This window comes from Dokdonella ginsengisoli, assembly GCF_042652785.1.
Taxonomy (GTDB): domain Bacteria; phylum Pseudomonadota; class Gammaproteobacteria; order Xanthomonadales; family Rhodanobacteraceae; genus Dokdonella_A; species Dokdonella_A ginsengisoli.
Window position 1 is genome coordinate 858,520 of sequence record NZ_JBHSHD010000010.1, and the last position, 22,956, is coordinate 881,475.

General features: G+C 72.1%; 15 protein-coding genes. 9 read left to right on the plus strand and 6 right to left on the minus strand.

Annotated features, from left to right (window positions below; translation table 11 throughout):
• The first annotated feature begins 66 nt into the window (after positions 1-66).
• Positions 67-270, plus strand: coding sequence for an ankyrin repeat domain-containing protein (locus ACFO6Q_RS15905; RefSeq protein WP_380022083.1), 204 nt, complete (start codon positions 67-69; stop codon positions 268-270).
• A 1-nt stretch (position 271) separates the two neighbouring features.
• On the plus strand, positions 272-1,720 hold the full coding sequence (locus tag ACFO6Q_RS15910) for an amidohydrolase family protein (protein ID WP_380022084.1): 1,449 nt from the start codon (positions 272-274) through the stop codon (positions 1,718-1,720).
• Between the two features lie 24 nt (positions 1,721-1,744).
• Here ACFO6Q_RS15910 and ACFO6Q_RS15915 read toward each other — a convergent pair whose 3' ends face one another.
• A complete protein-coding gene (locus ACFO6Q_RS15915; protein ID WP_380022085.1) occupies positions 1,745-2,515 on the minus strand; it encodes a TorF family putative porin in 771 nt (256 codons plus the stop codon).
• Between the two features lie 148 nt (positions 2,516-2,663).
• Between ACFO6Q_RS15915 and ACFO6Q_RS15920 the strand changes: the two genes are divergently transcribed.
• The 5 genes from ACFO6Q_RS15920 to ACFO6Q_RS15940 all read left to right on the plus strand — a co-directional run bounded on the left by ACFO6Q_RS15920 (position 2,664) and on the right by ACFO6Q_RS15940 (position 13,142).
• Complete coding sequence (locus ACFO6Q_RS15920) at positions 2,664-3,287, plus strand: RNA polymerase sigma factor (RefSeq protein ID WP_380022086.1); 624 nt, start codon at positions 2,664-2,666, stop codon at positions 3,285-3,287.
• A 4-nt stretch (positions 3,288-3,291) separates the two neighbouring features.
• Positions 3,292-3,939, plus strand: coding sequence for a zf-HC2 domain-containing protein (locus ACFO6Q_RS15925; RefSeq protein WP_380022087.1), 648 nt, complete (start codon positions 3,292-3,294; stop codon positions 3,937-3,939).
• A complete protein-coding gene (locus tag ACFO6Q_RS15930) occupies positions 3,936-5,273 on the plus strand; it encodes a S8 family peptidase (protein WP_380022088.1) in 1,338 nt (445 codons plus the stop codon). Before ACFO6Q_RS15925 ends, ACFO6Q_RS15930 begins: the two co-directional genes overlap by 4 nt.
• A 180-nt stretch (positions 5,274-5,453) precedes the next feature.
• Entirely contained in the window at positions 5,454-7,829 is a 2,376-nt protein-coding gene (locus ACFO6Q_RS15935; protein WP_380022089.1) for a winged helix-turn-helix domain-containing protein, read from the plus strand.
• 288 nt (positions 7,830-8,117) lie between these two features.
• Positions 8,118-13,142, plus strand: coding sequence for a S8 family serine peptidase (locus ACFO6Q_RS15940; RefSeq protein WP_380022090.1), 5,025 nt, complete (start codon positions 8,118-8,120; stop codon positions 13,140-13,142).
• Between the two features lie 45 nt (positions 13,143-13,187).
• Here the strand turns inward: ACFO6Q_RS15940 and ACFO6Q_RS15945 are convergent, their stop codons facing one another.
• The 5 genes from ACFO6Q_RS15945 to adh all read right to left on the minus strand — a co-directional run bounded on the left by ACFO6Q_RS15945 (position 13,188) and on the right by adh (position 19,532).
• Positions 13,188-13,571, minus strand: a complete 384-nt coding sequence (locus ACFO6Q_RS15945; RefSeq protein ID WP_380022091.1) for a DUF779 domain-containing protein — start codon at positions 13,569-13,571, stop codon at positions 13,188-13,190.
• 16 nt (positions 13,572-13,587) lie between these two features.
• Positions 13,588-14,808: a c-type cytochrome gene (locus tag ACFO6Q_RS15950; protein WP_380022092.1), complete on the minus strand. Its 1,221-nt coding sequence runs from the start codon at positions 14,806-14,808 to the stop codon at positions 13,588-13,590.
• A gap of 65 nt (positions 14,809-14,873) precedes the next feature.
• The gene (locus ACFO6Q_RS15955) at positions 14,874-16,580 is read right to left on the minus strand and encodes a methanol/ethanol family PQQ-dependent dehydrogenase (RefSeq protein ID WP_380022093.1); all 1,707 of its coding nucleotides are present in this window, start codon (positions 16,578-16,580) and stop codon (positions 14,874-14,876) included.
• 67 nt (positions 16,581-16,647) lie between these two features.
• Positions 16,648-17,853 carry a porin gene (locus ACFO6Q_RS15960; RefSeq protein ID WP_380022094.1) on the minus strand — a complete coding sequence of 402 codons (1,206 nt, stop codon included), beginning with the start codon at positions 17,851-17,853 and terminating at the stop codon, positions 16,648-16,650.
• A 158-nt stretch (positions 17,854-18,011) separates the two neighbouring features.
• Positions 18,012-19,532: an aldehyde dehydrogenase gene (gene adh, locus ACFO6Q_RS15965; protein ID WP_380022095.1), complete on the minus strand. Its 1,521-nt coding sequence runs from the start codon at positions 19,530-19,532 to the stop codon at positions 18,012-18,014.
• 234 nt (positions 19,533-19,766) lie between these two features.
• Between adh and ACFO6Q_RS15970 the strand changes: the two genes are divergently transcribed.
• Together ACFO6Q_RS15970 and ACFO6Q_RS15975 are read left to right on the plus strand one after the other, a co-directional pair.
• Positions 19,767-21,626, plus strand: coding sequence for a sigma-54-dependent Fis family transcriptional regulator (locus tag ACFO6Q_RS15970; RefSeq protein WP_380022096.1), 1,860 nt, complete (start codon positions 19,767-19,769; stop codon positions 21,624-21,626).
• 89 nt (positions 21,627-21,715) lie between these two features.
• The gene (locus tag ACFO6Q_RS15975) at positions 21,716-22,762 is read left to right on the plus strand and encodes a DmsE family decaheme c-type cytochrome (protein ID WP_380022097.1); all 1,047 of its coding nucleotides are present in this window, start codon (positions 21,716-21,718) and stop codon (positions 22,760-22,762) included.
• Positions 22,763-22,956: the final 194 nt, after the last annotated feature.

The window sequence follows — 22,956 nt, forward strand, 5'->3', positions numbered from 1 at the left end:
AGCATGATCCGGCCGTGCCGAACAGCGCCGCGCCGCGCGGCCGCCATCCCGGAGGAGAACCGATCCATGAATCCGTTGCCTGCCACGCTCGCGACGACGCTCGCCGTGTTCGCCCCGCGCCTGAATCATGTCGACGCCGCGCGCGTGCTGATCGAAGCCGGCGCCGACGTCGAGCTGGCGGACGGCGACGGCCTCACGCCGCGGCAGCACGCGCACCGGCGCGGCCACGCCGCCATCGAGCGCCTCCTCGCCGACGCCGGAGCGCAGTGAAATGACGCGTCCGGGTCTGCTTTTCGCCGCCTTGCTGGCGGCCGCACCGGCCTTCGCCGCGGTGCGCAGCGGCGACGTGATCGTCCGCCACGCCACCGTCGTCGACGTCGAACACGCCCGCACGATCGCCGATCAGGCGGTGGTCCTGCGCGGCGAGAACATCGTCGCGGTCGGCGCGGACCGCGAGATCGCACGCGGCTGGCGCGCCGCGCAGACGCTCGACGCCGAGGCCCGCTACCTGATCCCCGGCCTGTGGGACATGCACGTGCACTTCGGCGGCGGCCCCGAGCTGATCGAGGAGAACGAGGCCCTGCTGCCGCTCTACCTCGCGCACGGCATCACCACCGTGCGCGACTGCTCCGGCGACCTGCCCGGGCAGGTGCTCGCCTGGCGCGAGGCGATCGCCGCCGGCAGGCTCGCCGGTCCGCGCCTGCTCACCTCCGGCGCCAAGATCGAAGGCCTGCGCCCGGTCTGGAAGGGAACGATCGAGGTTGGCAACCGCACGGACGTCGATGCGGCGCTGGCGCGCCTGCAGGAGAAGGACCGCGTCGATTTCGTCAAGATCACCGACAGCACGCTCGATCCGCCGCTGTTCCTGTACGCCGTGTCGCGCGCGAAGGAGCGCGGCCTGCGCACGTCCGGACACATTCCGATGGCGCTGACCGTGGCCCAGGCGGTCGACGCCGGCCTCAGCTCGATCGAACACATCGACTACGCCTACAAGGCCGGCGTGAAGGACGAAGCCGCAATCGCCGCGGATTTCGCCGCCGGCCGCATAGAGCGCGCCGAGGCCAACCGCCGCCTCGACGGCGGCTTCGACGAGGCCACCGCGATGGCCGCGTATCGCGAACTGGCCCGGCGCGGCGTGTCGGTCACGCCGACGCTCAACGGCAGCCGCATCCTGGCCTACCTGGACACCGACACGCACGCCGATGACGCGTACCTGGCCTACATCGGCCCGAAGCTGCGCAAGACCTACGACTGGCGCATCGAGCGCGCCGCCAAGGCGAGCCCGCAAGCGATCGCCGCGCGCCACGCGCACTTCGAGCGCATGGCGGCGGTGCTGCCGATGCTGCAGCGCGCCGGCGTGACGATCATCGCCGGCACCGATGCGGGCTTCCTCAACTCCTTCAACTACCCCGGCGTCGGCCTGCACGACGAACTGACGCTGTTCGTCGAGAGAGGCCTGACGCCGGCGCAGGCGCTGGCCGCCGCAACCCGCGCCGGCCCGGCCTGGTTCGGCACGCTCGACCGCTACGGCAGCGTGTCCGCCGGCAAGGCGGCCGACCTGGTGCTGCTCGAACGTGATCCGCTGCGGGACATCGGCGCGACGCGCAGCGTGGCCGCGGTGATCGTGAAAGGCCGTGTGCACGAGCGCCGGGCGCTCGATGCGATGCTCGACGCAACGCGCAGGAAGGTGGCCGCATGGAATGCTTCGGCCGGCCGCTGACCGGCGCGATACCGGCGGCTGCGCCTAGAAATTCCACATCGCCGACACCAGCCAGCGCGAATGCGCCGGGCGCCGGCGGTCGGCGTCTTCCCACCAGTAGTGCGGTGTCGCGCCGTCGGTCCACACGCGCGCGAAATACAGCTCGACGTCGCCGATGCCGTAGCTGAGGCCGGCGCTGCCGTAGCGGTAATTGCGATCGCCGCTGCGCGCGAGGTAGGCGTAGCCGAAGCCGAAGTCGGCGGCGAGGCGGCCGGCGATCGGCTGGCGGAAGGTCGCCTCGGTCCACGCGGCGAAGCCCTCGCGCTGCGGCACGGTATAGGCGTAGACCGCCTTGCGGTTCGGCGTCGCCGCCAGGCTCAGGCTCCAGCGGCCGCGCCAGCCGAGCGCGACGTTGACCTCGTCGTAGCGAAGCTCGTTGCGCCAGAAGTTCCAGGGTTCCTCGTAGTGCGCGTAGCCGACCTTGGCGGCCCAGTTCTCGCCGAGCTGCCAGCGGCGGTCGATGCGCAGGGCGATCTGCGCCGCAGGCGATTCGTACTCCGGCCGCTCGGCGCTGGCGCCCAGGCCGATCAGCCATTCGTCGCCGATCTCGTAGCGCAGGTCGGCGATCCACGCCGGCCGGTCGAGGGTCAGGCTGAGCCCGCGGTAGAGATTGTTGCTGGCCAGGCCGAGCGAGCCGCTCCAGCCCTCGGCGCCGGCGCGTGCCGCCGCCAGCGCGCCGATCGCTGCGCAGACGGCTATCCGCCGTAGCGGCGCCGTCGCGCCGCCGCGCGCGCCCTGCCTCGAGCCTGCCGCCATGCCGTCCCCAATCGGATTCCGCCGCGCCGATCCTAGCCGCTTCCGCGCCGCGTTCGGCGGCCGGCGGGTCCGATTCGCGCACGGCGCAACCTTTTCGTTCACTCGTGGTACATACGAACGGCATCGCCACGATGGCCGAGGAAGGCGCTTGAACGCAGCGGACGAGGATCGCAGCCGGGCATCGCACGACGACGGTCGCGCGGACGCGGCCGCGCGCGACCTCGAATGGCTGCGCGGCGTCGCCCGCGGCGACCGGGTCGCGTTCGAGCGGCTGTACCTGCACCACCACGGCCGGCTCGCGCGCTTCCTGGCCAGGCACACGGCCAGACGCGACCTGGTCGACGAGATCGTCAACGAAACCCTGTGGGCCGTCTGGCTCGGAGCGAAGGACTTCCGCGGCGACGCGAAGGTCGCCACCTGGATCATCGGCATCGCCTACCGGCGCCTGCTGAAGGCGCTGCGCGACCGGCCCGAACCGGTGGAGCTGTCCGCCGCGGCCGTCGAGGAGAGCGCCGGCGACGCCGGCGAGGCCGAACGGCGCGAACTGCGCGACTGGGTGCGCAGCGGCCTGCTCGCCCTGCCGCCGGAGCAGCGCATGACGATGGAACTGGCCTACTATCTGGGCCAGTCCTGCGAGGAGATCGCCGCGATCATGGACGTCGCGGTCGGCACCGTGAAGGCCCGCCTGTTCCATGCGCGGCTGCGGCTGCGCAACACGCTGCCGGCGCTCGGCGGCGACGGTCCGGCCCCGACGCGCGCGGCGCGAGGATGATGCGATGAACCTGTCCACCCTGCCCCACCGCCGGATCTGGGAACTCATTCCCTGGGTCGTCAACGGCAGCGCCGACGCCGCCGACCGGCAGGCGGTCGAGGAACACCTGCGCGACTGCGGCGACTGCCGCGACGAGTACGCCTTCCAGAGCCGGCTGCACGCCGGCATCGCGGCGGAGACGACCAGCACGTCCGATGCCCAGGCGCAGGCCGGACTGCGCCAGCTGCTCGCGCGCATCGACGCCGGCACCCGGCCCGAAGCCGCCCCCGCGGCGCCGCGCCGCTTCCGCCCCGGCGGCCGCGCGCTGCTCGCGGCGGTGGTCGTGCAGGCGATCGGCCTGGCGCTGTTCGCGGTGCTCCTGCTGCAGCGCGAACGTGTGGATGCTCGCTACGAAACGCTCACGCGCGCGCCCGAACGCGCGACGCCGGCGGCGATCCGGCTGGTGCCCGCACCGGCGCTGACCCTGGCCGAGCTGCAGGCGCTGCTCGCCTCGCAGAAGCTGCACGTCGTCGAGAGCAATCCGGCCGGCTCGATCTACGGCCTCGCCTTCGACGAAGCTGTACCGTCGGACGCGGTAGCGGCGACGGTGGAACGCCTGCGCGCGAACCGCGGCGTGCTGCTGGCCGAACCGATCGCGCCGGCGCGCCGATGAACGCCGTGCGCGGCCGCCCGGGGTCGCCGGTCGCGCGCTGCGGCGGTGCGCTGCTGGCCTGCGCGGCGTGGCTGTTCGCCGCGGCGATGCCGGCCGCCGCGCAAGGCGTCGCCGCGCACGACGAGGACGCCTCCGCGCGCATGCTGATCGTCGCCATCGCGGAAAAGGCCGATCCCGCACCCGGCGCCGGTTCGACGCCGCGCGGCTACGCCGGCCTGCCGAACTACGGCGGCAGCGCGCGCAGCATCGCCGGCGCGACAGGTCTGGCGCGCGACTACGAACTGCGCGAGGTCTCGGCCTGGACGATCCGTCCGCTGCGCCTGCGCTGCATGCTGTACGAGATCCCGGCGTCGGCCGATCGCGACGCGCTGCTGGCGCGCCTGCGCGGCGACCGGCGCGTGCGGCTGGCGCAGCCGCTGCAGCGCTTCGACACGCTGACCGAAGCGCCCGACGCGGCGGCCGGCACCGGCTACAACGATCCCTACATCGGCCTGCAGCGCGGCTTCGCCGCGATCGGCGCGGACCAGGCGCAGCGCTGGAGCCGCGGCGACGACGTGCGCGTGGCGGTGATCGACGCCGGCGTCGACACCGACCACCCCGACCTGCGCGGACGCATCGCGGCGCAGCGCGACTTCGTCGCCGACCCGGCCCTGCCCGCGGCCAACGACCGCCACGGCACCGAAGTGGCCGGCGTGATCGGCGCGGTGGCCAACAACCGCCTCGGCATCGCCGGCGTCGCGCCGGGCGCGCGGCTGTATGCCTACCGCGCCTGCTGGAGCCCGCACGCGGGCGACGCGGCGCGCTGCAACTCGTTCACTCTCGCCCTCGCGCTCGGCGCGGCGATCGACGCCGGCGCGCAGATCATCAACCTGAGCCTGGGCGGGCCGGCCGATCCTCTGCTCGAACAACTCGCCCGGCACGCCGTCGAGCACGGCGCGATCCTGGTCGGCGCGGTGCCGCCGAGCCGGCGCCTGGACGGCTTCCCGCTCAACGTGCCCGGCGTCGTCGCGGTGACCGGCGTCGACGATCCGCCCAGCGACGGCCCGGCGCTGCGCGCGCCCGGCAGCGAAGTGCTGACGCTCGAACCCGGCGGCCACTACGACTACGCCTCCGGCAGCTCGCTGGCGGCGGCGCACGTCAGCGGCGCGATCGCGCTGCTGCTGCAGCTGGATTCGCGCCTGGCGGCGCGCGACGCGGTCGCCCTGCTCGGCGGCCCGGCCGCGGCGGCGATCGACGTCTGCGCGGCGGCGGCGACGCGGCGCCGCGCGCCCGACGGCTGCCGGCGCACTGCACTGGCCGCGAACGCCGCCGGCACACCACCGCGCAGCCGCTGAGCTGGCCCGGCCCGCTGCGACGTTCGCCTTCGGCGCGCCGTCCTCTGCGCAACGCGCAGGCCTGTCCCTGGGGGATCTTCCGGCCCTGCGTTCGCCGGCGCCGAGCCGGTACCATCGGCGTTCCCGGCGCCGCCTGCCGCGCACGGCGCCGCGACGCCGCCACCGAACGGACATCCTGTTTTGCCTCAGCTTCGCTTCGAACGATTCCTGCTCGACCCGGCACGACGCGAGCTGCGCCGCGACGACGAACTGCTGAACCTGCCGCCGAAGGTGTTCGACTGCATCGCCTACCTCGCCGAGCATCGCGAGCGCGCGGTCGGCCGCGACGAGCTGATCGCGGCGGTGTGGGGCCGCACCGAAGTCGCCGACAACCTGCTCGACCAGATCATGCTGCGCGCACGCCGCGCACTCGGCGACACCGACGGCGAGCGCCGCGTGATCCGCACGGTGCCGCGCTTCGGCTTTTCCTGGGTCGCGCCGACGGTGGCGGTCGAAGATGCCGCGGACGGCCCGCTGATGCCGGATGCGGCAGCGCCTGATGTGCCGGCTGCAGCGCCGGACGAAGCGCCCGCGCGCGCGACACCGCCGCGGGCCGGCGCACGCCGCTGGTTCGCCGCCGCGGCGCTGCTGCTGGTGCTCGCCGGCGCCGGCGCGGCGATCCGCTACGCCACCGTGTCGCGCACGGCGCCGCCGACGGCCGCGTCGGCGCGGCTCGGCCTGCTGCTGCCGGTGACGATCGAGGGCGAGGCGCGCTACGCCTGGGCCCGACTCGGCGCGATGGACCTGATCGCCGACCGGCTGCGCGGTTCCGGCCAGCCGATGCTGCCGAGCGACAACGTGATCGCCCTGCTGCGCGGACGCGGCGACGCGCCGGTCGACGCCGCCGCCGCGCAGGAACTGGCGCAGTCGACCGCGGCCGGGCTGGTGCTCGACGCGCAGGCGCAGCAGTCCGGCGGCTACTGGCGCGTTTCCGTGCGCAGCCTGCACGGCCGCGATCCGCCGCTGCTGGCCGAGGGCGAGGCGCGCGACCTGCTCGAGGCGACGCGCGCCGCCGCCGATCGCACCGCACGTGCGCTCGGCCTCACGCCGCCGGCCGACGGCGACCTGCTGCCGCCGCGCGAACGCGCCCTGGCCGGCCTGCTGCAGCAGGTCGACGCGGCGCGGCTGGCCGACCAGCCGGACACCGCGCGCGCCCTGCTCGACAGCCTCGACACCGAGCAGCGCGCATTGCCCGACGTGCGCTCGCGCCGCGCCGCGGTGGATTTCCAGAGCGGCCATCTCGACGCCGCGCAGAAGGAGTACGAGGACCTGCTCGGCGCCGCCTCGGTCGCCGACGATCCGCTGCGGCACGCACGCGTGCTCAACGGGCTGGGCAACATCTTCCTGCGCCGCGACGATTATCCGGCGGTCGAGCGCATCGCCGAGCAGTCGATCGCCCTGCTCGGCGCGCTCACGCCGTCGGTCGAACTCGGCAACGCCTTCGTCGGCCGGGCGATCTCGCGCAGCGCGCAGTTCCGCTTCGACGAGGCGGTGGCCGACTTCGCGCAGGGCCGCGTCGTGTTCGAGAGCACCGGCGACCGCTTCGGCATCGCGCGCGTCGACGCCAATCTCGGCATCCTCGAGGCGCGTCGCGAACGCTACGCCGAAGCGCTGCCCCTGCTCGAAGGTTCGGCCGAGCGGCTGGCGACGTTCCACGACCTCAGCAGCGAGCTGTTCGTGCGCGTCGCCGCGTCGTACGCGCACCTGGCCCTGCTCGATCCGGCCGCGGCGCTGGCCGGCGAGCCGCGCCTGCGCGGGCTGGTCGCGCGCGAGCGCAATCCGCAGTACGCGCGCTACGCGAGCCTGGCACGCGTCGACGCACTCGACGCCAACGGCCGCATCGCGCAGGCGCGCACGCTGCTGCGCGGGGTGATCGACGAAGCCGGCGCCAGCGGCGACGAACCGCTGCTCGGCTCGGCCCGCATCATCGCCGCGCGCATGGCGCTGGCCGCCGGCGACGCGCCGGAAGCCGCACGCCTGTCGGCCGCCGCGCTGGAAAAGACCTGGGAGGCGGAAACGCCGCGCGAACGCGCCGGCGCGTGGCTGGTGCAGATCCGCGCGCAGATCGTGCAGGGATCAGCACAGGCCGCCGCCAACGCGGCGAAGATGAGCGAGTGGGCCGGCGCGGACGAAGCCTCGGCGCCGCGCCTGTTCGCCGCGCTGGCGGCGGCCGAGCAGGCGGCCGCGGCCGGCGAGCAGGCCGCCGCCGGCGCCGCCTACGAGCGGGCGCTGGCGCAGGCCGCTGCGGCGCGCGTGCCGGAGGATCTGCTCGAGGTGTGCGGTTCCTACGCGCAGTGGCTGATCCGCGGCGGCGACCTCGCCCGCGCCGGTGCGGTCGCCGCGCGCGTGGCGAGCTGGGCGCCGCGCAGCTACGACGCCGCCCTGCTGCAGCTGCGCCTGTATCACGCCCTCGGCCAGCCGGCGCCGACGCGCAACGCGATGGCGCAGGTGCGGCGCCTGGCCGGCGAACGCGTGCTGCCGCCCGCGCTCGAGGACGAGGCGACGGTGAAGCGCTGAGGCGGAGCCCGCGCCGCCGCGCTCCCGTGCGGCGGAACAAGGCGGCGGCAAAGCGCGCGCGAAGGAACACGCCACGGCGCGCGCGCGGTCGCCGGGCCGCCGCCGGCGGAGGATGCAAGCGCCTGATCGCGCTTGGAAATAAGGGGCAGCAAAGGCAGCGTAAAGCCGGCGCGAATGCATGTCCGGCACGGCCTCGCCTAGGGTCGGCCGGACGATCCGCCCTGCCGCCGCCGCTGCGCGCGCCGGGGCCGCATCGCCCATTGCTCCTGCCGAGATCGAGGAAACACCATGCCTGGGGATCATCCATTTCCGAAGCGGCGCCCGCCGCACCGTCGCGCCTGGCTCGGCGTCGTCGCTTCCGTCCTGTGCGCCGCGACGCTGACCGTCGGCAGCGGCCTGGCCGCGGTCGCGCCCGTCGCCGGCACGCCGCGCACGGCCGTCGTGCCGGGCGCCGGCGGCGCCGGTCCGAGCGGCGCCCCGGCGCCGGTCGACGTCGCCGCAGCGCTGCATCGCGCGCTGATGTCCGGCGGCAAGCGCACCTTCGCGATCGAATTCCGCGAGCGCCCGGACCTGTCGCCGGCCTTGCGCATGGACTGGATCCAGCGCGGCCGCTACGTCCACGAGCAGCTGAGCGCGGCCGCGCAGCGCAGCCAGGCGCACGTGCGCGCGATGCTCGACCGGCGCGGCGCGCGCTACGAGGCGTACTGGATCAAGAACGCGATCGTGGTCAGGGACGGCGACCTCGCCACCTTGCAGGCGAGCGCCGCGTTCAACGAAGTGGCGCGCATCCGCGAGGTGCCGAAGGCAGCGCTGGTCAAGCCCGAGCCGTCGAACCCGGCCAGGACGGTGGCGCTGAACGCCGACGGCGTCGCGCCGAACATCGCCCAGGTCGGCGCCGACCGCGTCTGGGCCAACGGCACCACCGGCGACGGCGTCACCGTCGGCCTCATCGACGACGGCGTGTACGCCACGCACGAGGCGCTGTGGCGGCAGTACCGCGGCAACCACGGTGCGGCCGGCGTCGACCACAACTACAACTGGTTCGCGCCGAGCGGCCACGGCGACACGCCGATCTCCGGCGGCGGCCACGGCAACCACGTCACCGGCATCATGGTCGGCGACAACGGCGCCGCCGATCCGGCGCAGCGCAAGCACATCGGCATGGCGCCGGGCGCGCGCTGGATCGCCTGCCAGGGCCTGCTCGAGGACGAAGGCACCGAATTCACCCTGCCCGCCTGCGGCCAGTTCATGCTCGCGCCGACGCGTACCGACGGCAGCGCGCCCGACCCGGACCTGCGCCCGCAGGTCGTCAACAATTCCTGGGGCAGCAACACCTGCGACGGCACCGCCAACGACTTCTACCGCGAGATCGTCGAGAACTGGATCGCCGCCGGCATCTTCCCGGCCTTCGCCGCCGGCAACGCCGCCTCGTGCGGCTTCCCCGAACCGGCCGGCCTGTCGACGGTGCTCAGCCCGGCCTCGCTCGGCGCCGCCTTCGCGGTCGGCTCGACCGGCAACCACGACGGCCTGTACGCGGCGCATTCGCTGTGGGGCCCGAGCGCCGAGAGCAGCCTGGGCCTGCCGAACTATCCCGATCCGCGCGGCTGGCCGACGCTCAAGCCGCAGGTCGTCGCGCCGGGCGTGGACGTGATCTCCTCGTTCGACGGCGGCAACGCCTACGAGCCGATGACCGGCACCTCGATGTCGACGCCGCACATCAGCGGCCTGGTGGCGCTGATGCTGGAGGCCGGCGAGTGCCTGCGCGGCGACTACGCCACGCTCGGCACGATGATCATGCAGACCGCGCGGCCGATCGACTACGCCTCCGGCGGTTCGCCGCCGCCCGGCCCCGGCAACGTGCCCAACTACGCCACCGGCTGGGGCGAGATCGACGCGCCGGCCGCGGTCGAGGCGGCCGCACACGCCTGCGGACCGCAGGGCATCGTGCGCGGCGCGGTCACCGACGCGGGCGGCCGGCCGGTGCCGGGCGCGAAGGTGGAAATCTTCGTCGACGAGAACGTGCGCATCTACCAGAGCACCACCGAGAACGACGGCCGCTACGTGCGCCGCCTGCCGGTGAATGCGTCCGGCTACACGATCCGCGTTTCCGCCTACGGCTACCTGCCGTCGAGCGAGTCCGGCGTGGTCGTGCAGCCCGACGGCACGCTGGTGCACGACGTGCAGCTCGCCACCGCCGCCACGTACAAGATCAACGGCCGCGTCACCGACGCGACCACCGGCTGGCCGCTGCACGCCAGGATCGTCGTCAGCGGCTATCCGGGCGCGCCGGTGTGGACCGATCCGGCCACCGGCAGCTATTCGATCCGCCTCGCCGAAGGCAGCAGCTACCGCTTCGACGTCGACAGCGACATCCCCGGCTACGCAGCGCAGGCACGCGAGGTCGCCTCGATCACCGGCGGCGCGCAGGACTTCGCCCTGTCGGCCGACCTGGTCGCCTGCCTGGCGCCCGGCTACGCCTACGCGACGTCGCGCCTGAGCGAGGATTTCGAGGACAACGGCAGCGCGCTGCCGAGCGGCTGGACGCGCTCGAGCAACGGCCTGGGCTGGCTGTTCGGCACGCGCACGGAGCTGGCGACCGGCTACTTCCCGGTCACCGAGCACGGCCGCTTCGCCGCGGCCAACGATCAGCTCGGCGCCGGCGAGGGCTGGGAGAACGACGCCAGCGTCGACTACCTGGTGACGCCGCCGCTGAACCTGACCGGCGTGCCCGATCCGGTGCTCACCTATCACAGCTTCTACTTCAAGGAGGGCTACGGGCAGGCGCGCGTGGAGGCCAGCACCGACGGCGGCGCGACCTGGACCGCGCTCGGCGTGCCCGCCGCCGCGAGCTGGGACCAGCCGTGGACGCGCGAGGCGGTCAGCCTGGCCGGCGTGGTCTCGCCGGCCACGCGCATCCGCTTCCACTCCAGCGACGGCACCACGCCCGGCAATGACCTGTTCGGCACCGGCTGGGGCGTCGACGACGTCGCCGTGGTCGGCGCCTGCAGCGCGCCCGCCGGCGGCGGCCTGGTGTTCGGCCACGTGCGCGACGCCAACACCGGCGCCGGCCTCAACGGCGCGCAGGTGCGCGTCGACGGCGGCCGCACGGTGGTCACCGCGACCAGCGCCGATCCGAACCTCGGCGACGGCTACTACACGATCCACGCACCCGCCGGCACGCCGAACGTGGTCGCGCAGCGCGGCAGCCAGCCGGCTGGCTACGGCGACGCGAGCGCCACGCCGAGCGTGACCAGCAGCGCGAACACGCTGGCCGACCTCGCCCTGCCGGCCGGACGCCTGCGCGTGTATCCGACCACCATCGCCGCCAGCGTCGAACTGGGCACCACGCGGCAGGTGCCGGTCGACGTCGGCAACACCGGCACCCTGCCGCTGGAATTCGGCTTCGAGCAGGCACCGATCGAGGAGCACTTCGAAGGCGCCGCGTTCCCGCCGGAAGGCTGGACGGTCGACAATCCGAGCGGCGGTTGCGCCTGGGGCCCGATCGACTTCGAGCGCATGCAGAACTACGCCGCCGGCGACGGCGACGCGGCGGCCATCGACCTGTATCCGTGCTGGGGCGGCGCGGAGTCGGACACCTCGCTGATCTCGCCGCCGCTCGACCTGAGCAGCAGCCACACCGCCTCGATCGGCTTCTTCCTGTCGCTGTTCGACGGCGCCGACAGCGTGCCGCGCCTGGACGTGGACGTGTCCGCCGACGGCGGCGCCACCTGGACCACGGTGCACAGCGAAACGCGCGACAACAACGGCGCGGGCCCGGGCGCGCTGATCGAGATCGACATCAGCGCCTTCGTCGGATCGAGCGACGTGCGCGTGCGCTTCCACTTCACCGCGACGCCGCCGTGGGGCTGGGTCATCGTCGACCAGGTGCACCTGTTCAACACGGTCAGTTCGAGCCCGATCCTCGACCTCGCGCCCGACTCCGGCCCGCTCGCCGCCGGCGAGTCGCGCACGCTGAACGCCACCTTCGACGCGCGCGACGTGCCGCAGCCGGGCGTGTACGAGGTCGCCGTGCAGATGTCGGAGAACACGCCGTACTACTGGTCGCTCGGCGACGTCACCGCGCAGATGACGGTGACGCCGCCGGCCTCGTGGGGCTGGCTCGCCGGCACCGTGCGCAGCCTGGGCTACTGCGAGGCGAATCCGCGTCCGCTGGCCGGCGCCAACGTCGCCATCGTCGACCGCAACGGCACCGCGCACGCGGTGACGAGCGCGGGCGACGGCGGCTTCAGGTACTGGGTCGACTCCGCGCTCGGACCGTTCACGCTGACCGCGTCCGCGGCGGAGCATCTGGACGCCGGCGGCGAATTCGCGGTCACGGCGGGCACGCAATCGACCGCCGACTTCGGCCTGCGGCCGCTGCAGGCCTGCGTGGTCACCGATCCGCCGGCGCTGACCGCGCAGGTCGACGCGGGACAAGGCGTGCAGCGCCCGTTCGAGCTGATGAACACCGGCGCGGCCGGCGCGGACTGGACCCTGCGCGCCGGCGGCGACCCGGGCGTGAAGACCCTCGTGCCGTGGGTGCAGACGCTGAGCACCGAGCCCGAACAGGACATCACCTTCGGCTGCCGCGCGGTGTTCTCCGGGCAGAACAGCTGGATGCGCAGGTTCGACCTGTCCGAGCGCAACGCGCCGGGCGACGAGGTGCTGGTCACGAAGGTCAACTTCGCCGTCAACAACGCCTCGTCGCTGACCGGCTCGCAGCCGCTGGCGATCCGCGTGTACGAGCTCGACGGCGAGTTCGTCTACGCCAACCTGCACCTGCTCGGCGAGAAGACTCTGGACCTGCCCGACTCCGGCCTGCAGGCGATGAGCGTGACCTTCGACCCGCCGCTGTCGGTGACCGGCGACAGCGTGCTGGTGGCCGAGATCCGCATGCCCGACGGCACCGCCACCGGCTCGACCCTCTACCCCGGCGGCAACCAGGCCGGCGAGACGCAACCGGCGTACTGGGCCTCGGATACCTGCGGCCAGGCCGAGCCGATCACCTACGAGGAAGCCCACTTCGGCTGGATCCACCTGCTGCTCGACGTCGAGACGATGGCCAGCGATCCCTGCGGCGCGGACACGCCGGCGGTGGACTGGCTGACGGTGTCCTCGGCCGGCGGCAGCATCGGCGCCGACACGGTGGTGCCGCTGCAGGCGACGTTCGCTGCCGGCAGCCGTCCGGACGGCAGCTACCGCGGCTCGATGTGCCTGACGCCGGGCCGCGGCTCGCCGTATCCGTACGCGGTGCCGGTGACGCTGCAGGTCGGCCAGGGCGGCGACACGATCTTCGCCGACGGCTTCGACTGAGCGCGAAGGCGGACCACGCGCCGGCCGTGTCGCACGGCCGGCGCGTCAGTCGCCGAAGCGGCCGGCCGCGCGCAGCGCCTCGACCTCGTCGTCCTCGAACAGGCGCGAGCGCACCAGGAAGCGCACGCCCTCGCCGTTCTCCAGCGAGAACATGCCGCCGCGCCCCTCGACCACGTCGATGATCAGCTGGGTGTGCTTCCAGTACTCGAACTGCGGCGCGCTGATGTAGAACGGCGCGCCGCCGATCTCGCCGAGCTGCACGTCGCGGTCGCCGACGATGAACTCGTCCTGCGCGTAGCACATCGGCGAGGAGCCGTCGCAGCAGCCGCCGGACTGGTGGAACAGCAGCGGACCGTGCCGGGCGCGCAGGCGCCCGATGAGTTCCAGGGCGGCCGGCAGCGCGATCACCTGCAGCGGAACGGATGCCATCGCGCGACCTCCTGCTTCATTGGCCGTAGTAGCGCAGCGGCGTCTTCGAACCCTTCGCCGCGTCGAAGGTGAGCACCTGCTCGCCGGCAGGATAGCCGTTCTGCTGCAGGATGAAGGCCATGATCTTCACGTACTCCTCCTGCGTCAGGCTGCCCGGCGCGGTCGCCGGCATGTTCTGCGCGACGATCGTGAAGATGTCGCCGACCTTGTACTTGTGCGTGGGCGAGGCGAAGAACTTGCCCTTCAGCGCCGGGCCGGCGCGGCCGGTCAGGTCGGGCGCGTGGCAGAAGCTGCATTTCGCCTCGTAGATCGACTTGCCCTCGCCGGCCTGCGCCTGCGTGAACAGCGCCGGCACCTTGGACGCCTTCTTCGGCGAGGCGCAGCTGCGCGCCGAGCGCAGGTGGCTCCTGACGGAAGCGCGGCGGCCGGCGAAAGCGGTGGCCTGCGCAGCGGCCGCCGCGCCGACCGCCTCGGCGTAGGCGCCGAGCGTCCTGGCCAGGCGCCCGTCGGCGCGCAGGCGCGCGATGGCCGCGTCGAAGATCGCCGCCGCGCCGTCGTCGTCGCTGCCGTACAGCGCGACCAGGTTCCACTGCGAGCCGTCCTCGTCGATCGGCTGCAGGCGGAACGCGTCGCGATCGCCGGCACGTTCGAAACGCGCGGCGACCGCCGCGCGCCACAGCATCGCGCCGGCCACCTCGCCGCCGGCGACCCCGGCGAGCGAGTCGTTCTCGTCCTCGAAGATGTCGCGCACGAGAGCGGGATGGTGGCGGAAGTAGTGGTTGGGCAAGGTGTCGTAGGCCACGCCCACGTGCGTGCCCTGCGGCATCGAGGCGAGCGTCGCGTACGGCGAATCGCGGCGCGTCACCAGCACGAAGCCGGTGCGCGCATATGGCGCGGTCGCCTTCAGGTAGCGCGGCAGCGGGCCGGCCGCTTCGTCGTAGGGAAAGCCGACGACGAAGCGGCAGTCGCCGCCGAGCAGCTTCTTGAAGTCGTGCAGCGAGAAGTCGTCGTCGCCGCGGCCGCGGCCGTCGTAGCGGTGCAGCTTCGGCGTCGCACCGGCGGCGCGGGCCAGCTCGTCGGCGAAGCGCGCGTCGGCTTGCGCGGCGGGGCTGGCGCGGTCGATGCAAATGGACAGCTCGCCGGCCGGCGAAGCGGCGAAGGCGACGGAACAAGCAAACGCGGCGGCCAGCGCGAGGACGCAGCGCGCGGCGTTCGGAACGGAATGGGTTTTCGGCATGCGTAAAGTCTCTGGAGGAGTCGTCCCGGCGGCGCGCGCGGCGTGCCGCCGGGACGGCGTCGGGATCAAAGCGTGAAGACGTACAGGTGGCCGCCGAGCGGGATGTTGCGCACCCTCGGGTCCTCGGCCATCTCGCCGCCCCAGATCGGCGACGCGCCGCCCCAGCCGGCCCAGATGCCGACGTACTGCTTGCCGTCGACGCGCCAGGTGCTCGGCACGCCGAGGAAGCCGGAGGTCGCCTGCGGGCTCTTCCACAGCACCTTGCCGGTCTTGGCGTCGAACGCATGCAGGTAGCCGTCGGCGCTGCCGGAGAAGACCACGCCGCCAGCGGTGGCGAGCATGCCGCTGTTCCACGGCAGCTCGGACTTGAACGACCACGCCTGCTTGCCGGTATCGAGCGCGATCGCCTGCACCGATCCCCAATGGTCCTTCTCGGCCGGATCGTGCAGCACCTTGAACGAGGCGCCGAGGTACGGCAGGCCGGCCTTGTAGTTCACCGGCACGCCCTTGATCGTCATGCACGAATGCAGGGTCGGCACGTAGGCGTAGCGCGTGTCCGGGCTGATCGCGATCGGCCACCAGTTCTTGCCGCCGAGGAAGCTCGGGCAGGTGAACACTTCCTTGTCGACGTCGGGGCGCTTGGCCGGGTCGGTGATCGCGCGGCCGTCGGCGTCGAAGCCGGTGACCGAGGTCGCGGTGGCGAACTTCTCGGCGTAGATCAGCTTGCCGTTGGTGCGGTCGATCGCGTAGAACCAGCCGTTGCGGCTGGCCGAGACCAGCGCCTTGTAGGTCTTGCCGTCGCGCGTGATGTCGGTCAGCACCTGCTCGTTGGTGCCGTCGTAGTCCCAGGTGTCGTTGGGCGTGTACTGGTAGTGCCACTTGATCTTGCCGCTGGCCGGATCGAGGGCGAGCACCGAGTCGGAATACAGATTGTCGCCGGGGCGCATCGTCGCCAGCCACGGGCCGGGATTGCCGACGCCCCACAGGATCGTGTCGGTGTCGGCGTCGTAGGTGCCGGTGAGCCAGGCCGCGCCGCCGCCGGTCTTGTAGGCGCCCTTCGGCCAGGTGTCGCTGCCCGGCTCACCCGGCGCCGGGATCGTGTGCCGCTTCCACAGCAGCTTGCCGGTCTTCGCGTCGAACGCGGCGACGTAACCGCGCGCGCCGTACTCGCCGCCGGACACGCCGACCACCACCTTGCCCTTCACCACCAGCGGCGCCAGGGTCATCGCGTAGCCGAGGTCGGGCTTCTCCAGCCGCTTCTTCCATTTGATCTTGCCGGTCTTCGCGTCGAGCGCGACGACGTCGTTGTTCAGGGTCGCCAGATAGACCTTGTCCTCGTACAGCGCGACGCCGCGGTTGACCACGTCGCAGCACACCGTCTTCAGGCCGGCGTCGCCGAGGTCGTGCTCGTACTTCCACAGCGGCTTGCCGGTGCTCGCCTCGAACGCGAGCACGCGGCTGCGCGGCGTGGTCACGTAGAGATAGTTGCCGTTGACCACCGGCGGCGACTCGTAGCCGACCTGCAGCCCGTCGGTGTGGTCCCAGGCGAGCTTGAGGCCGGCGACGTTGCCGGCGTTGATCTGGTCGAACGGCGCGTAGCCGGAGCCGGTGTAGTCGCGGCGGTACATCAGCCAGCCGTCGTCCTTGGCCGCGGCGGCCAGGCGCGCGTCGGTGACGGCCGGATAGTCGCCGGCAGCCGCGGCGGCGCCGGCGAACGAGGCGATCGCGAGCGCCAGCAGCGTGCGCGGGATCAGGGCGGATCGGGAAGCCATGGAGTCACTCCGTGTCGTGGAAAGGAAAAGTCGCGCGTCGCGCGGCAGGCGCACGCGTGTTCGGGAATCAGAAGAACACGATGCCGCCGAGCGAACCGCCGTATTGCTTGGCCTCCTGGCCGAGGTAGTCCTTCGAGCGCGTCACGCCCAGTTCGCCGGCCAAGGTCACGCTCTGCGTCAGCTTGTAGTACAGGCCGCCGGTGATGTTCTCGTTCGACTTGAAGCTTGCGTTGAGCGCGTCGTTGTAGACGTCGTCGTCGCGGTTTTCGCTCTTGCCGTAGTTCAGGCCGAACTTCAGCTTGTCGGTGAAGTTCCAGGTGCCCTGCAGCAGGTAGTTCAGGCCCTTCACGTCGCCCTGGTCGCCGTCGGACAGGATGCCGATGCCCTTGCCGTACTGGACGTTGGCGAGCAGGCCGAACGCGCCGGCACTGAGCGAGGCGCCGACCTCGCCGGCCACTTCGGTGAAGTTGTCGCCTTCGGCCGTGCTGCCGCTGGCGCCGTAGAACTTCTGCGACTTCACCCCGGCCCACACCTTGACGCCTTCGGTCTTGTAGGCGAGCTGCGCCTGCACCTGCGGATACGCCTTGGACACGTACAGATCGGCGTCGACCGGACTGATCACGCCGCCGCTGAAGGTGAAGCCGCCGCCGAAGCTGGGCGAGGTGTAGGCGATCTGGCCGTAGGTGCCCAGGTACGTGTAGCCGGCGCCGATGTGACCGAGCGTGACGCGGCCGCGCTGCGTGGCCTGTGTCGGCGCGCCGGCACCGAGCAAAGTCATGTCGGTGAGGATCGCGTTGGCGCCGAAGATGCCGTAGTCGCGGCCGATCTTCACCGTGCCGGCCTCGGCCGTGCCGACCGTGAAGAAGGCCTGGCGCACGTCGACGTTGGTGTTGGTGTTCACGCCCGAGGACGTCGCCGCGTGCACCATGATGCCGACGGTGCCGCCGATGTCGATGCCGTCCTGGGTGGTCTTGAACTTGGTGATCAGGCCGCTGGGCAGGAGGCCGTTACCGATCGAGGTCTTGTGGCTCTCGCCCGAGCAGCCGAGCGCGCGGCCGGCCAGCGCCAGGCCACCGACGGCGTCGCCCGAGCAGCTCGTCGCCGTGTAGTAGGCGTTGACGATGCCGCCGACGTCCAGTTCCCAGTCGCCGCCCTGGATCGAGACGGCACCGGCCGGCCCACCTGCTGCGGCGAGCGCGAGCAGGCAGGCGCCCGCCAGCGCGCGCGGTGCGCCACATCGTCTCGCCCCTTCGCTTCGAAACCGTTCGTGCATGTACGTTCTCCCCTCGTCGACGCCGAAAGACCCATGTCCCCGTGCGCCGGACTGCCGTCGCGGACAAGCCGCCCCCGCGGGCCGCGCGGGCCCGTTCTTCACCTGCAAGGAAACCGACGGCGGACGGCGCGTGCGAGCGCGCCGTCCGCGTGCGCGGGCTAGAAGAAGCCGAGCGCCTTCGGCGAGTAGCTGACCAGCATGTTCTTGGTCTGCTGGTAGTGATCGAGCATCATCTTGTGGTTCTCGCGGCCGATGCCGGACTGCTTGTAGCCGCCGAACGCGGCATTGGCCGGATACAAGTGGTAGCAGTTGGTCCACACGCGACCGGCCTGGATGGCGCGGCCGAAGCGGTAGCAGCGGTTCGCCTCGCGACTCCACACGCCGGCGCCCAGGCCGTACAGCGTGTTGTTGGCGATCTCCAGCGCCTCGTCCTCGTCCTTGAAGGTGGTCACCGACACGACCGGGCCGAAGATCTCCTCCTGGAAGATACGCATCTTGTTGTGCCCTTCGAACACGGTCGGCTTGACGTAGTAGCCGCCCTCCAGATCGCCGCCGAGCACGTTGCGCTCGCCGCCGGCCAGCAGCTTGGCGCCTTCCTGCCTGCCGATGTCGATGTAGGACAGGATCTTCGCCAGCTGCTCGCCGGAAGCCTGGGCGCCGATCATCGTCTGCGGGTCGAGCGGGTTGCCCTGCTTGATCGCCGCGACGCGCGCGAGCGCCTTCTTCATGAACTTCTCGTAGATCGACTCGTGCACCAGCGCGCGGCTCGGGCAGGTGCAGACCTCGCCCTGGTTCAGCGCGAACATGACGAAGCCTTCGATCGCCTTGTCGAAGAAGTCGTCGTCGCGCGCGGCGACGTCGTCGAAGAAGATGTTCGGCGACTTGCCGCCCAGCTCCAGCGTCACCGGAATCAGGTTCTGGCTGGCGTACTGCATGATCAGTCGCCCGGTCGTGGTCTCGCCGGTGAAGGCGATCTTGGCGATGCGCGGGCTCGACGCCAGCGGCTTGCCGGCCTCGACGCCGAAGCCGTTGACGATGTTGAGCACGCCCGGCGGCAGCAGGTCGCCGACCAGCTCGGCCCAGACCAGGATGCTCGCCGGCGTCTGCTCGGCCGGCTTGAGCACCACGCAGTTGCCGGCGGCGAGCGCGGGCGCCAGCTTCCACGCCGCCATCAGCAGCGGGAAGTTCCACGGAATGATCTGGCCGACCACGCCGAGCGGCTCGTGGAATTCGTAGGCGATCGTGTCGTGGTCGATCTCGCCGATCGAGCCTTCCTGCGCGCGGATGCAGCCGGCGAAATAGCGGAAGTGGTCGATCGCCAGCGGCACGTCGGCGGCGCGCGTCTCGCGCAGCGGTTTGCCGTTGTCCCAGGTCTCGGCGTGCGCGAGCAGGTCGAGGCTTTGCTCCATGCGGTCGGCGATGCGGTTGAGGATGTTCGCGCGCTCGGTGGTCGAGGTGCGGCCCCATGCCGCCCTGGCCTTGTGCGCGGCGTCGAGCGCGAGTTCGACGTCGTCCTTGTCCGAGCGTGCGATCTCGCAGAACGCCTTGCCGGTGACCGGCGTGACGTTCTCGAAGTACCGGCCGGCGACGGGCTTCACCCATTGCCCGCCGATGTAGTTCTCGTAGCGGCTCTTGAAGGGCACCTGCACGGCGAGGTTGTGTTGTTCCAGCTTGGTCATGACGGCTTCCTCGGAAAAAGGGACGAACTCCCAGGAGCACCGGTCGTGCCATCCGCCGTCGTTGCTGCAGCGTAGCAACCTGCAACAGCCGCTGCGGAGGCGAACTTTTTCTTTCCTTGCGCGCTGCAGCATGCGCCGTCGGACAATCCGCTTGCATCGCCTGCGCGACGGTGTGTACTAGCGCTACACCCTCACAGGACGGTGTCGCAGATTGCGACACCCGGGATCGCCGCGATGAACCGCTCCTCCAGCAACCACGGACTCAGCATCGCCCGGCAGCGCTTCTTCGCCGAAGGCGAACGGCCGACCGGACTGGTCTCCAACGTGATCCTCGAATCCTGGCAGCGCTGCGTCGCGCTCGGCCTCGCCGCCGGCGCGCGGCCCGAGCTGGAGCCGATCCCCAGCTCGGCGCTGACCGAACTGCACGACCGCCACGAGATCCTGCGCCGCATCTGCCGCCCGGAACTGGAAGCGCTGCACGCCGACGCGCACGACACCGGCGCGATCGCGATCCTGACCGGGCCCGACGGCTTCGTGCTCGACGCGGTCGGCGACGCGCGCTTCCTCGACAAGGCCGCGCGCGTGGCGCTGCGGCCCGGCGTGCCGTGGAGCGAGAACGCCACCGGCACCAACGCGATCGGCACCGCGCTGGTCGAGCGCCGCCCGGTCGAGGTGCGCGGCGCGGAGCACTACTTCGAGCCGCATCGCATCCTGTCCTGCTCGGCGTCGCCGATCTTCGATCCGCGCGGCCGCCTTGCCGGCGTGCTCGATCTCTCCGGCGAAGCCTCGGTGCAGCACGTGCACGCGCTCGGCATGGTGCGCCTGGCGGTCGACCAGATCGAGCATCGCCTGTTCGAGCAGGTCTGCCACGGCCGCGAGGTGATCCGCTGCCATCGCGACGCGGCCCTGCTCGGCACGCCGCGCGAGGCGCTGCTGGTGTTCGAGGGCCATCGCCTGGTGGCCGCCAACCGTCACGCGCTGGAACTGTTCGGCTTCGGCTGGGACGAACTCGGCCGCCGCCGCTACGACGAGCTGTTCGCCGGCGCGCTGCCCGGCGCCGGCCGCGACGGCCTGCTGCGCGACCATTTCGGCACCACGCTGCACGCGCGCCGCGACGGCGCCGCGACGCGCATCGCCGTCGCCAGGCCGGCCGCCACGCCGCGGCCGCCGCTGCCGCGCGCGCCGGCACCGGTGTTCGACGCGCAGCTCGACGCCGATCTCGCGCGCGCCGTGCGCCTGCTCGACGCCGACATCCCGATCCTGCTGCAGGGCGAGACCGGCACCGGCAAGGAAGTGTTCGCGCGCGAACTGCATCGGCGCAGCGCGCGCGCCGCGGCCGGCTTCGTCGCCGTCAACTGCGCCGCGCTGCCGGAAAGCCTGATCGAATCGGAGCTGTTCGGCTACGCGCCCGGCGCGTTCACCGGTGCGCGCCGCGAAGGCGCGCCGGGCCTGCTGCGCGAAGCGAACGGCGGCATGCTGTTCCTCGACGAGATCGGCGACATGCCGCTGGCGCTGCAGAGCCGCCTGCTGCGCGTACTGCAGGAACGCGAGGTGACGCCGCTCGGCGGCGGCCGTGCGGTCGCCGTCGACTTCGCCCTGGTCGCCGCCTCGCATCGCGATCTCGAGGCGGCCGTGGCGGCACAGACCTTCCGCCCGGACCTGTACTACCGCATCGCGCAGGCGACGGTGCGCCTGCGCGCGCTGCGCGAACGCGAGGACCGCTCCGAGCTGATCGTGCGGCTGTGGACCTCGCTCGGCGCCGCCGCGGCGAATGTCCGGCTCGACGAAGCCGCGCTGGCCACGCTCGCCGCGCAGGCCTGGCCGGGCAATTTCCGCCAGCTGGTCGGCACGCTGCGCAGCCTGCTCGCATTGGCCGAGCCGGACAGCGTCGTCGACGTCGCGCAGCTGCCGCCGAACCTGCGCGGCGCACAGGCGTCCACGCCGGTCGCGCCGTCGCTGGCCGGCGCCGCGTCGATGGACGAACTGCAACGCCTGGCAATGCAGGAAGCGCTCGCCGCCTGCAACGGCAACACCTCCGCCGCCGCGCGCCGCCTCGGCATCAGCCGCAGCACGTTCTATCGCCGCCTGCAATAGGGCGCTGCGAGCGCGCCTGCGCGCGCCGACAACCTTCCGGCCTCGATCCGGTACCAAGGGTCGTTCGCACAGTCGAAGGCTCGCGCCCCATGCCGTCGCACGGAAGTGCCCGGACCGCGCATCAATGCGGTCGCCTGCTGAAAAACGGAATCCTCGCGGCAGCGCTGTGCCTGGCGGCATGGCTGGCTCCGTTCGGCGCGCGCGCGTCCGACGCGGATGAGGCGCGCGCGTCCGCGCCGCTGCCCGTCGCGCCGGGTTTCGCGCGCGCGAAGGTCGCCGCCAATCCGGGCGCGCCCGAGGCGACGCCGGTCGGCGAGGCCACCTGCTTCGCCTGCCATCAGCTCGAAGCCGAGCATTTCACGCATACGCTGCATTCGCTCGGCCTGCACGCGGCGAACAAGGCCGACGCCTCGATTCCGGTGTGTGAGACCTGCCACGGACCCGGTTCGCAGCACGCGCAGGCGCCGCTGACCAAGGGCTCGATCATCGCCTACACCAAAAACGGCGGCACGCCGATCCAAGTGCAGACCCGAACCTGCCTGACCTGCCACGAAGGCGGACCGCGCGACCACTGGCTCGGCTCGATCCACCAGCGCAACGACGTGTCGTGCAGCGACTGCCACAACCCGATGGCGAAGTTCTCGGTCGAAGGTTCGCTCGCGCGGCCGTCGATCAACGACACCTGTGCGCAATGCCACAAGGACGTGCGCCTGGAATTCAACCGCCGCTCGCACATGCCGCTGCCGGAAGGCCAGATGAGCTGCGTGGACTGCCACAACCCGCACGGCAGCCTGACCGATCCGCTGCTGAAGACCAACACGGTCAACGAGACCTGCTACCAGTGCCACGCCGAAAAGCGCGGACCGTTCCTGTTCGAGCACGCGCCGGTGCGCGAGAACTGCCTCAACTGCCACACGCCGCACGGCTCCAACCAGCACGCGCTGCTGGTCGCGCCGATCCCGTTCCTGTGCCTGCAGTGCCACACGCAGCTGCGCCATCCGAACGACCTGCACACGCCGCAGTCGCTGGCGACCGGCGCGCATCCGGACGAACGCATCATGGGCCGCGGCTGCCTGACCTGCCACGCCAACATCCACGGCTCGAACGCGCCGTCGGGGCCGAAGTTCCACGAGTGAGGTCGAGGAAGCATCCGATGACGCTGCTGCCGACTTCCCGCCCTTCGTCATTCCCGCGCAAGCGGGAATCCATTGCCGTCCCTGCGGCGGGATCAGGATGGATTGCAAACTGCATCCGCAGCTTGCCCTTCGGGCCAATCGCTGCGCGAACGTTCGCTTCCCTCACATCGCTGTGGCGATGTTCGACCTGTCTG